General features: G+C 69.9%; 12 protein-coding genes. 4 read left to right on the forward strand and 8 right to left on the reverse strand.

Annotation, left to right across the window (positions count from 1 at the left end; genetic code table 11):
* Position 1 precedes the first annotated feature (1 nt).
* Genes IEY79_RS00690 through IEY79_RS00700 form a run of 3 tightly spaced genes read right to left on the reverse strand, consistent with a single transcriptional unit; the run spans position 2 to position 2,944 of the window.
* Positions 2-1,159 (reverse strand): D-alanine--D-alanine ligase family protein, encoded by a 1,158-nt coding sequence (locus tag IEY79_RS00690; RefSeq protein ID WP_189105245.1) that lies wholly within the window; start codon positions 1,157-1,159, stop codon positions 2-4.
* Positions 1,160-1,193: 34 nt separating this feature from the next.
* A complete protein-coding gene (locus tag IEY79_RS00695; RefSeq protein ID WP_189105246.1) occupies positions 1,194-2,195 on the reverse strand; it encodes an NAD(P)H-dependent glycerol-3-phosphate dehydrogenase in 1,002 nt (333 codons plus the stop codon).
* Entirely contained in the window at positions 2,192-2,944 is a 753-nt protein-coding gene (locus IEY79_RS00700; protein ID WP_189105247.1) for a lysophospholipid acyltransferase family protein, read from the reverse strand. The genes IEY79_RS00695 and IEY79_RS00700 overlap by 4 nt, the downstream gene beginning before the upstream one ends.
* Before the next feature lie 187 nt (positions 2,945-3,131).
* Between IEY79_RS00700 and cofC the strand changes: the two genes are divergently transcribed.
* Together cofC and IEY79_RS00710 are read left to right on the forward strand one after the other, a co-directional pair.
* On the forward strand, positions 3,132-3,881 hold the full coding sequence (gene cofC, locus IEY79_RS00705; protein ID WP_229700573.1) for a 2-phospho-L-lactate guanylyltransferase: 750 nt from the start codon (positions 3,132-3,134) through the stop codon (positions 3,879-3,881).
* A gap of 17 nt (positions 3,882-3,898) precedes the next feature.
* Entirely contained in the window at positions 3,899-4,099 is a 201-nt protein-coding gene (locus tag IEY79_RS00710; protein WP_189105249.1) for a hypothetical protein, read from the forward strand.
* Positions 4,100-4,179: 80 nt separating this feature from the next.
* Here IEY79_RS00710 and IEY79_RS00715 read toward each other — a convergent pair whose 3' ends face one another.
* From IEY79_RS00715 to leuC, 4 genes are all read right to left on the reverse strand, one after another.
* Positions 4,180-4,836: an HU family DNA-binding protein gene (locus tag IEY79_RS00715; protein WP_189105250.1), complete on the reverse strand. Its 657-nt coding sequence runs from the start codon at positions 4,834-4,836 to the stop codon at positions 4,180-4,182.
* A 142-nt stretch (positions 4,837-4,978) separates the two neighbouring features.
* Positions 4,979-5,206 carry an SCO5555 family protein gene (locus tag IEY79_RS00720; protein ID WP_023538403.1) on the reverse strand — a complete coding sequence of 76 codons (228 nt, stop codon included), beginning with the start codon at positions 5,204-5,206 and terminating at the stop codon, positions 4,979-4,981.
* A gap of 104 nt (positions 5,207-5,310) precedes the next feature.
* Positions 5,311-5,919, reverse strand: coding sequence for a 3-isopropylmalate dehydratase small subunit (gene leuD, locus IEY79_RS00725; RefSeq protein WP_189105251.1), 609 nt, complete (start codon positions 5,917-5,919; stop codon positions 5,311-5,313).
* A gap of 6 nt (positions 5,920-5,925) precedes the next feature.
* Entirely contained in the window at positions 5,926-7,350 is a 1,425-nt protein-coding gene (gene leuC / locus IEY79_RS00730; protein WP_189105252.1) for a 3-isopropylmalate dehydratase large subunit, read from the reverse strand.
* A gap of 181 nt (positions 7,351-7,531) precedes the next feature.
* Here leuC and ndgR point away from each other — a divergent pair, with 181 nt between their 5' ends.
* The gene (gene ndgR / locus IEY79_RS00735) at positions 7,532-8,248 is read left to right on the forward strand and encodes an IclR family transcriptional regulator NdgR (protein ID WP_078074883.1); all 717 of its coding nucleotides are present in this window, start codon (positions 7,532-7,534) and stop codon (positions 8,246-8,248) included.
* 132 nt (positions 8,249-8,380) lie between these two features.
* Here the strand turns inward: ndgR and IEY79_RS00740 are convergent, their stop codons facing one another.
* Complete coding sequence (locus IEY79_RS00740) at positions 8,381-8,863, reverse strand: DUF4188 domain-containing protein (protein ID WP_189105253.1); 483 nt, start codon at positions 8,861-8,863, stop codon at positions 8,381-8,383.
* Between the two features lie 135 nt (positions 8,864-8,998).
* Between IEY79_RS00740 and IEY79_RS00745 the strand changes: the two genes are divergently transcribed.
* A partial coding sequence (locus IEY79_RS00745) for a MerR family transcriptional regulator (RefSeq protein WP_189105254.1) occupies positions 8,999-9,653 on the forward strand: 655 nt, incomplete at its 3' end.

Raw genomic sequence — 9,653 nt, forward strand, 5'->3', positions numbered from 1 at the left:
CTCAGCGCAGTCCGGTCGGACGGCGCAGCGCCGCCTGGATCAGCCGGTCGATCAGTTCCGCGTAGCCGACGCCGCTCTCCTGCCACATACGGGGGTACATCGAGATCGGTGTGAAACCGGGCATCGTGTTGATCTCGTTGATGACGAACCCGCCGTCCTCCGTAAGGAAGAAGTCCGCGCGGACGAGTCCCTCGCAGGACACGGCGTCGTACGCCTCGACGGCGAGCCGCTGGACCTCCGCCGTCTGCTCCTCCGTAAGAGGCGCGGGCACCAGGCCGGCCGCGGCGTCGATGTACTTGGCCTCGAAGTCGTAGAACTCGTGCGCCGTGACGGACGGAATCTCGGCGGGCACGCTCGCGCGCGGCCCGTCCTCGAACTCCAGCACCCCGCACTCGATCTCCCGGCCCCGCAGCAGCGACTCGACCAGGATCTTCGGGTCGTGGCGCCGCGCCTCCTCGATCGCGTCCTCCAGGCCTTCGAGGGCGTCGACCTTGGTGATCCCCATGGACGACCCGGCGCGGGCGGGCTTCACGAAGACCGGCCAGCCGTGCTCGGCGGCGAAGTCCACGATCTTCTTCCGGGCACCGGAGGGGTCCAGCTGCCACTCGCGCGGGCGGATCACCTCGTACGGCCCGACGGGCAGCCCGTACGAGAGGAACACCCGCTTCATGTACTCCTTGTCCTGGCCGACTGCGGACGCCAGAACACCCGCGCCGACGTAGGGGACGCCGGAGAGTTCCAACAGCCCCTGGAGGGTGCCGTCCTCGCCGTACGGGCCGTGCAGCACCGGGAAGACCACGTCGACCTCGCCCAGCGCCTTCGGCACGGAGCCCTGCTCGCTGTAGACGACCTCGCGGTTGCCGGGGTCGACGGAGAGGACGACGCCGCCCTCCGTGGACTCGGCCAGTTCCTCGACGCTCGGCAGCCGGCGGTCGGCGATGCCCATGCGGTCGGGTTCGTCGGCGGTGAGCGCCCAGCGCCCCTCGGTGGTGATACCGATGGGGAGCACGTCGTACTTCGTACGGTCGATGGACCGCAGTACGGCGCCGGCGGTGACCACCGAGATGGCGTGCTCGGAGCTGCGGCCGCCGAAGACGACCGCCACACGCGGCTTGCGGAGCTGCTGCTCAGGGCTCTGGGGGAGGTTCTCGCTGCTCATATCGCGATGAGGTTACCTGCTGACCGGCGCGGCGTCAGCGGCGTTCGGGCTTGGCGCTGCGCGCCATCAGCTCCTTCACCGCGACGAGCGGGGGCTTCCCCTCGTGCACGATGCTCACGACCGTTTCGGTGATCGGCATGTCGACATCGTGCCGCCGGGCCAGATCCAGCACCGACTGGCAGGACTTGACGCCCTCCGCGGTCTGCGTGCTCGCCGCGATCGTCTCCTCCAGCGTCATGCCGCGTCCGAGGTTGGTACCGAAGGTGTGGTTCCGGGAGAGGGGCGAGGAACACGTCGCGATCAGATCGCCCATTCCGGCGAGTCCGGAGAAGGTGTGCGGGTCGGCGCCCATCGCCAGCCCCAGGCGAGTGGTCTCGGCGAGGCCGCGTGTCATCAGCGACGCCTTGGTGTTGTCGCCGAGTCCCATGCCGTCGGCGATGCCGACGGCGAGCCCGATCACGTTCTTGACCGCGCCGCCGAGTTCGCAGCCGACCACGTCGGTGTTGGTGTACGGGCGGAAGTACGGCGTGTGGCAGGCCGCCTGGAGCCGGGTGGCGACGGCCTCGTCGGTGCACGCCACGACGGCGGCGGCGGGCTGCCTGGCGGCGATCTCACCGGCGAGGTTGGGACCGGTGAGGACGGCGACGCGGTCGGCGGGTGCCTGGGCCACCTCGCCGATCACCTCGCTCATGCGCTTGGCGGTGCCCAGTTCGACGCCCTTCATCAGGGAGACGAGCACCGTGTCCCGGGGCAGCGACGAGGCCCATGAGGCGAGATTGGCGCGCAGCGTCTGCGAGGGGATGGTGATGACGGTGAACTCGGCGTCCCTGGCGGCCTCGGCCGGGTCGGTGGTGGCCCGTACCGTGGAGGGCAGTTCGGCGCCCGGCAGATACTCCGGGTTGGTGCGGGTGTTGTTGACCGCGTCGACGACCTCGGGGCGGCGGGCCCAGAGCGTCACCTCGCATCCCGCGTCGGCGAGAATCATGGCGAACGCCGTTCCCCACGATCCCGTCCCGAAGACCGCGACGCGCGTCACTGCAACCCCTCTTCCGCGGCCTTGCGCCGCTTCTCTTCCAGAACCTTGCGGTGGTCGTACGGTGCGGCGGGTACCGGCTCGCCGCGTACCTCGGCGAGCAGTTCGGTGATGGCCGCCATGATGACCTCGGTGACCTCACGGAGGATCTCGGGCGTCGGATCCATGCCGTGGAAACGGGAGAGATCGATCGGCGGGCCCGCCTTCACGCGCAGCGTCGGGCGCGAGAGGAAGAGGGACTTCTCCACCTTGCGGTACGGCGGGATCACCAGATTGGCGCCCCACTGCGCGACGGGAATGACCGGCGCCTTCGTCAGGAGGGCGACGCGCGCCGCACCGGTCTTGCCGGTCATCGGCCACATCTCCGGGTCGCGGGTGAGGGTGCCTTCGGGATAGAAGGCGACGCATTCCCCGCGTTCGATGGCGTTCACGGCGGCCCGGAACGCGTCCAGGGCGTTGGAGCTCTCGCGGTAGACGGGAATCTGGCCGGTGCCGCGGAGCATCATGCCGACGAAAGGCACGTCGAAGAGGGCCGCCTTGGCGAGCAGTCGCGGCACCCGGCCGCTGTTGTACTGGAAGTGTCCGTAGGAGAGAGGATCCAGAGCCGAGTTGTGGTTCACCACGGTGATGAATCCGCCGTGCGCCGGAATGTATTCCATCCCCCGCCAGTCCCGCTTGAACAGAACGACCAACGGCGGTTTCGCGATGACCGCTGCCAGGCGGTACCAGAAGCCGATTCTGGGGCGGGACACTCGGACACCTTTCTCTGTGGCCTGGCTTGGGCCGGCCCTGGCTGCCGGGGGTCGGGTGTCGCCCCGGGCCTCTGCCCTGTCGTGAACACCGTACGCCCCGGTCCCTGGGCCGGATCTGCGGGCTCCGTTCCCCATTTCGGCGGCACGGGGGGCCCTCCACCGCGCCGCGCGGCGCGATCGGGCCACAATAGAGGGCCGAACGCTTGAGGACGGAGAGCTCGCCACGAACACCGACCCGACGGCCGCCTGGTCCCTGGTGGTCCCGCTGAAGCCGCTCGTGGCGGCCAAGAGCAGGCTCGCCGTGTCGACGGGCGAGCTGCTACGGCCCCAGTTGGCGCTGGCGTTCGCCCAGGACACCGTCGCCGCGGCGCTGGCCTGCCCCGTCGTACGCGACGTGGTGGTTGTCACCGACGATCCGCTGGCCGCGGCCGAACTGACGGCCCTGGGCGCGCGCACCGTCCCCGACAGTCCGGCGGCGGGGCTCAACGCGGCGTTGGCGCACGGCGCGCGGGCGGTCAGGGCCGACAGGCCACGGGCGGCCGTCGCGGCGCTCAACGCCGATCTGCCGGCGCTGCGCCCCGCTGAGCTGGCGCGGGTGCTCACCGCCGCCGGGGATTTTCCGCGCGCATTTCTCGCGGACGCCGCCGAAATCGGTACGACTTTGCTGGCCGCGCGTGCCGGATCGGAATTGAATCCGGCATTCGGCGGGGCTTCGCGGCACCGGCATTTGTCCACGGGCGCGGTGGAAATTGTCCTGGCCGGTGTGGATTCCGTACGGCGGGATGTCGATACCGGAGAGGATCTGCTGGCCGCCGCCGCGCTGGGGCTGGGCCCGTACACGGCACGGCACCACGCGGCCCGTCCACCGGACCGCACGGCGTGCGGCGTCCGCGGCCCGTACCGCGACCCGGTCTCCGGCGCGCGGCCGGGGTGCTGACCGATACGCTGGCGGGCATGCAGGCGACCGCTTACACCTTCGAATCCGAGACCCGCAGCGGCAGTGTGCTGCTCGACGACGGGACCCCGGTGGCATTCGACGCCGCGGCGTTCGACGCGGGCGGCCTGCGGCTGCTGCGGCCGGGCCAGCGGGTCCGTATCGAACGCGAGGGCGGGAACAGCGGGAACATCACCCTGGTGACGCTGCAGACGTTCTGAGGGCCGCCACAACGCCGCGGGCCGGGCTCCCCGAGGGGAGCCCGGCCCGGCGCGTGAGTGGCCCTACGACCTTGTGCCGCTTACTTGTTCCTCGCGGTGGTCTTCTTGGCGGTGGTCGTGCGCGATGCCACCTTTCGGGCGGGCGCCTTCTTGGCGGTCGCCTTCTTGGCCGGCGCGGTCTTCTTCGCCGTGGCCTTCTTGGCCGTGCTCGACTTCTTGGCGGCCGACTTCTTGGCCGCCGAGGTCTTCTTCGTCGCCGTCTTCTTGGCGGCCGAGGTCTTCTTGGCCGCCCTCTTGGCGGTGCCCGCGACCGCGGTCTTCCTGGCGGACGCCTTCTTCGCCGTCGCCTTCTTGGCGGTGGCCTTCTTGGCCGCGGCCTTCGCGGTCGTACGGGTGGAAGAACCGCCCGAGAGGCTGCCCTTGGGAGCCTTCTTGACGGCCACGTCGTTCTTGGGGAGCTTCTTCGAGCCGCTCACCAGGTCCTTGAAGCCCTGTCCCGCACGGAAACGCGGCACCGACGTCTTCTTGACCCGGACCCGCTCACCCGTCTGCGGGTTACGCGCGTAACGGGCCGGGCGGTCGACCTTCTCGAACGAACCGAAGCCGGTGACGGAGACCCGCTCACCCGCGACGACGGCGCGGACAACCGCGTCCAGTACCGCGTCGACCGCGTCAGCCGCCTGCTGGCGACCGCCGACCTTGTCCGCAATTGCTTCTACGAGCTGCGCCTTGTTCACGTCTTCCCCTTCGGAGACATTGCCAGAACGAAAGTGTTCAAGCTTTTCCGCACGTTAGGCAGATATATACCGCAAATCAAACACGAAACGGGCTAATCACCCTAGTGCCGCAACGAAGTCGACCCCGCGGAGTTCCGCGGCTTCAGTCGCCTTCCGGGAATCGACCCTCGTCGAGGTCCTTCATCAAACGGTCCAGACGACGTGCCGCGTCTAAGAGATCGTGTTTGGCCGCGGCCGTGATGACCAGCAGCTTCCGGGTCAGCGCCATCCGTACGCCCTCCGGGACTTGCAGTGCGCGCACCCTTGTGTGCGCTTCCTTGAGCCGGTCCGCGACCACTCCGTAAAGCTCGAGTTGACTGTCGCGTTCCATGCACCGATTGTGCCATCTGGGGCGAGTTGTCGCCCGACGGGGTCTCAACAAGGCACTGCGCCCCCTACCCGGAGGCAGGGGGCGCAAGGAGGTAAAATCGCTGATCAGACGGCAATTGTGCGTGGTTTGAAGGACGGTCGGGAGGCCTCGTACGCAGCGATGTCCGCTTCGTTCTTCAGGGTGAGACCGATGTCGTCGAGACCGTTCAGAAGGCGCCAGCGGGCATTCTCGTCAAGCTCGAAATCGGCCGTCACCGTGGCGCCGTCGGGGCCCTCGGCACGTACCTGACGCGCTTCGAGGTCCACCGTCACCGTCGCGGTCGGGTGCGCCTCGGTCAGTTCCCAGAGGTGGTCGACGACGCGCTGCTCCAGAACGACCGTCAGCAGGCCGTTCTTGAGGGAGTTGCCGCGGAAGATGTCGGCGAACCGGGAGGAGATGACGGCGCGGAAACCGAAGTTCTGCAGCGCCCACACGGCGTGTTCGCGTGAGGAGCCGGTGCCGAAGTCGGGTCCGGCGACCAGCACCGAGGCGCCCTGCCGCTCGGGCTGGTTGAGGACGAAGGCGGGGTCCTTGCGCCAGGCCTCGAAGAGTCCGTCCTCGAAGCCGTCACGCGTGACCTTCTTCAGCCAGTGCGCCGGAATGATCTGGTCGGTGTCGACGTTGCCGCGGCGCAGCGGGACGGCTCGGCCGGTGTGTGTGGTGAAAGCTTCCATGACCGCTCAGGCCTCCACGGGGGTGCGGGTGTCGGACAGGTCGGCGGGCGAGGCGAGGTGGCCCAGGACGGCGGTGGCCGCGGCCACCTGCGGCGAGACGAGATGGGTCCGGCCGCCCTTGCCCTGCCTGCCCTCGAAGTTGCGGTTCGAGGTCGACGCGGAACGCTCGCCGGGCGCGAGTTGGTCGGGGTTCATGCCCAGACACATCGAACAGCCCGCGTGCCGCCACTCGGCGCCGGCGCCGGTGAAGACCTTGTCCAGGCCCTCGGCGACGGCCTGCAGCGCGACCCTTACGGAGCCGGGGACCACCAGCATCCGTACGCCGTCGGCGACTTTGCGGCCGTCCAGGATCGAGGCCGCCGAGCGCAGGTCCTCGATGCGGCCGTTGGTGCAGGAACCTACGAAGACGGTGTCGACCTTGATGTCCCGCAGTGCCTGGCCCGCGGTCAACCCCATGTACTCCAGGGCCTTTTCGGCGGCGAGCCGCTCCGAAGCGTCCTCGTACGAAGCGGGGTCGGGGACATGCGTCGACAGCGGGGCGCCCTGGCCGGGGTTGGTGCCCCAGGTGACGAACGGGGCCAGTTCGGTGGCGTCGATGAAGACCTCGGCGTCGAACACGGCGTCGTCGTCGGTGCGCAGCGTCCGCCAGTACTCGACGGCGGCGTCCCAGTCGGACCCGTCGGGGGCGTGGTCGCGGCCCCGGAGGTAGTCGAAGGTGATCTGGTCGGGGGCGATCATGCCCGCCCTGGCGCCGGCCTCGATCGACATGTTGCAGATGGTCATGCGGGCTTCCATCGAGAGCTTCTCGATGGCGGAGCCGCGGTATTCGAGGACGTAGCCCTGGCCGCCGCCGGTGCCGATCCGGGCGATGACGGCGAGGATCAGGTCCTTGGCCGTGACGTCGGCGGGCAGTTCGCCCTCGACGGTGATCGCCATGGTGCGGGGGCGGGCCAGCGGCAGCGTCTGGGTGGCCAGGACGTGCTCGACCTGGCTGGTGCCGATGCCGAAGGCGAGCGCGCCGAAGGCGCCGTGGGTGGAGGTGTGGCTGTCTCCGCACACGACGGTGGTGCCGGGCTGGGTCAGCCCCAGCTGGGGGCCCACGACGTGGACGACACCCTGCTCGACGTCGCCCAGCGGGTGCAGCCGTACGCCGAAGTCGGCGCAGTTCTTGCGCAGCGTCTCCAGCTGGACACGGGAGACGGGGTCGGCGATCGGTTTGTCGATGTCGATCGTCGGGGTGTTGTGGTCCTCGGTCGCGATGGTGAGGTCGAGCCGCCGCACCTGCCGGCCGTTCTGGCGCAGGCCGTCGAAGGCCTGCGGGCTCGTGACCTCGTGCAGCAGGTGCAGATCGATGAAGAGAAGGTCGGGCTCGCCCTCGGCGCGCCGGACGACATGGTCGTCCCAGACCTTCTCCGCGAGTGTCCTACCCATCGCTTTCCCTTCGGCCGGCAGCGCCGCCGGCAGTCCTGGAGATATGTGGGGCCCACGCCGGTGTCCCCCCGTGCCCGCGTCGGCTGCGGACCCGGTTCGTGTGAGGCCCGTCCGTACAGGTTGGCAAGTTCCCCGGAAAATTGAACTTGCGTTTCACAGAGTGAGACGTGAGTATCGTTGCATGGACAACTCTAGCGGCGTCGGCGTTCTCGACAAGGCGGCTCTGGTACTGAGCGCTCTGGAGTCCGGTCCGGCCACCCTCGCCGGGCTGGTCGCTGCGACCGGGCTCGCACGGCCCACGGCCCACCGGCTGGCCGTGGCCCTGGAGCACCACCGGATGGTGGCGAGGGACATGCAGGGCAGATTCATCCTGGGTCCGCGCCTCGCCGAGCTGGCCGCGGCGGCCGGCGAGGACCGACTGCTGGCGACCGCCGGACCGGTGCTCACGCATCTGCGGGACGTAACCGGAGAGAGCGCGCAGCTCTACCGGCGCCAGGGCGACATGCGGATCTGTGTGGCCGCCGCCGAGCGCCTGTCCGGACTCCGGGACACGGTGCCGGTCGGCTCCACGCTCACGATGAAGGCGGGTTCGTCCGCGCAGATCCTGATGGCCTGGGAGGAGCCGGAGCGGCTGCACCGGGGGCTTCAGGGGGCGCGGTTCACGGCGACCGCGCTCTCGGGCGTACGGCGACGGGGCTGGGCCCAGTCGATCGGCGAGCGCGAGCCGGGCGTCGCCTCGGTCTCGGCGCCGGTGCGCGGGCCCTCGAACCGGGTCGTCGCGGCGGTCTCGGTGTCCGGTCCGATCGAGCGGCTGAGCCGGCACCCGGGGCGGATGCACGCCCAGGCGATCATCGACGCGGCCGGGCGGCTGTCGGAGGCGCTGCGGCGCACCAGCTGATCGACCACGAAGGGCGGCCTTACGCGGCCAGGGCAGGCTCCCGCCCCGGCCGTTCACCGCGCCGCGGAACTCCCCAACTCCGGCCCCGTGTTCGGGGAGTTGGCGAAGCCGGGGAGTTCAGGGCGTCGATCCTCAGGAACCGAGACGGTCGGCCGCGCTCTCGCCGCGGCGGCCCACCGGGACCACCTCCGTGGCCGCGCCGAGCCCGAACGCCGGCATGTTGATGTAGACGCTCTCGTACGAGCCCGCCGGGACGACGTACGTCTCGTGCCAGAAGCCCACCTTGCCCTTGCCGGCGCGCAGCCGCCGGTTGAACTCCGCCCAGGCGGGGCGGTGCTGCCCGTCCCGCGCGGAGGCGTAGGCGAACAGCTTCTCCTTCGAGTCCCAGTACTGGACGACGTACAGCACGCGCGGGAAGCCCAGCAGCGACTGGAAGCCCAGCAGCCCGCTGCCCTTGTCCCGCGACAGCTCCTTGAGCATCCTCGGCATGGCCGTGAACACCGGCCACCAGCTGCGCAGGGCACGGAAGTTGTTGACGCGCATCCCGATGAGGAAGACGACGACGTCGCCGTTCGCGTCCGCGGTCATCCGGCCGTCGATCAGTTCTGTACGCATGACGATCCCCCTTTGGTTCCGGTCGCCACCGGAACATTCCGGCCGCGCGGCGGCGGCGTATGGGCGGCCTCTCATTGGAGAGTGCCACTATCCATGGTTGGATAGTGCCACTCTCCAACGGAAGGTGCAAGCGGTATGCGCATGGCGGAGCTGAGCGAGCGCAGTGGGGTCCCCACCGCCACGATCAAGTACTACTTGCGGGAGGGGCTGCTCAGACCTGGCCACCGGGTCACCGCCACCCAGTCCGCGTACGACGAGGAGCACCTGCGCCGGCTGCGTCTCGTCCGCGCGCTGATCCAGGTGGGCCGGATGCCGGTCGCGACCGCGCGCGAGGTCCTCACGGCCATCGAGGACGAGTCCATCGACCACCACACGCGCCTGGGCGCCGCGATACGGGCGCTGCCCAACGACGGGGCGCTGGACGCCGCCTTCGAGGCCGGCGAACTGGACGAGGAGACGGAGTCCGCGCGGCGCCGGGCGGACGAGCTGTTCGAGGAGCTGGGCTGGACACACGCGCTGGCGGCGGGCGCCTCGGAGGCCGCGTACCGCGTCCTGGTCGGGGCGATCGCCGGACTGTCCAGGACCGGCTATCCGTGCGAGCCGGCGGACCTGCTGCCGTACGGACGGCTGGCGGACCAGCTCGGCGTCACCGACATCGACATGGTGGAGCGATACGGGGACCCGTACGCGCAGGTGGAGGCGGCGGTGGCGCTCACCGTGCTGTACGAGCCGGTGCTGCTCAGCCTGCGCCGGCTGGCGGAGGCGGAGGAGTCCAACCGGCGCTACGGTT

Source organism: Streptomyces camponoticapitis (genome assembly GCF_014646115.1).
GTDB classification, from domain to species: Bacteria; Actinomycetota; Actinomycetes; order Streptomycetales; family Streptomycetaceae; genus Streptomyces; species Streptomyces camponoticapitis.

Coding starts and splice junctions, on each gene's coding strand:
- IEY79_RS00690 (WP_189105245.1), bottom strand. CDS start 1,159: ATGAGCAGCGAGAACCTCCCCCAGAGCCCTGAGCAGCAGCTCCGCAAG.
- IEY79_RS00710 (WP_189105249.1), top strand. CDS start 3,899: ATGCAGGCGACCGCTTACACCTTCGAATCCGAGACCCGCAGCGGCAGT.
- IEY79_RS00720 (WP_023538403.1), bottom strand. CDS start 5,206: ATGGAACGCGACAGTCAACTCGAGCTTTACGGAGTGGTCGCGGACCGG.
- leuD (WP_189105251.1), bottom strand. CDS start 5,919: ATGGAAGCTTTCACCACACACACCGGCCGAGCCGTCCCGCTGCGCCGC.
- leuC (WP_189105252.1), bottom strand. CDS start 7,350: ATGGGTAGGACACTCGCGGAGAAGGTCTGGGACGACCATGTCGTCCGG.
- ndgR (WP_078074883.1), top strand. CDS start 7,532: ATGGACAACTCTAGCGGCGTCGGCGTTCTCGACAAGGCGGCTCTGGTA.
- IEY79_RS00740 (WP_189105253.1), bottom strand. CDS start 8,863: ATGCGTACAGAACTGATCGACGGCCGGATGACCGCGGACGCGAACGGC.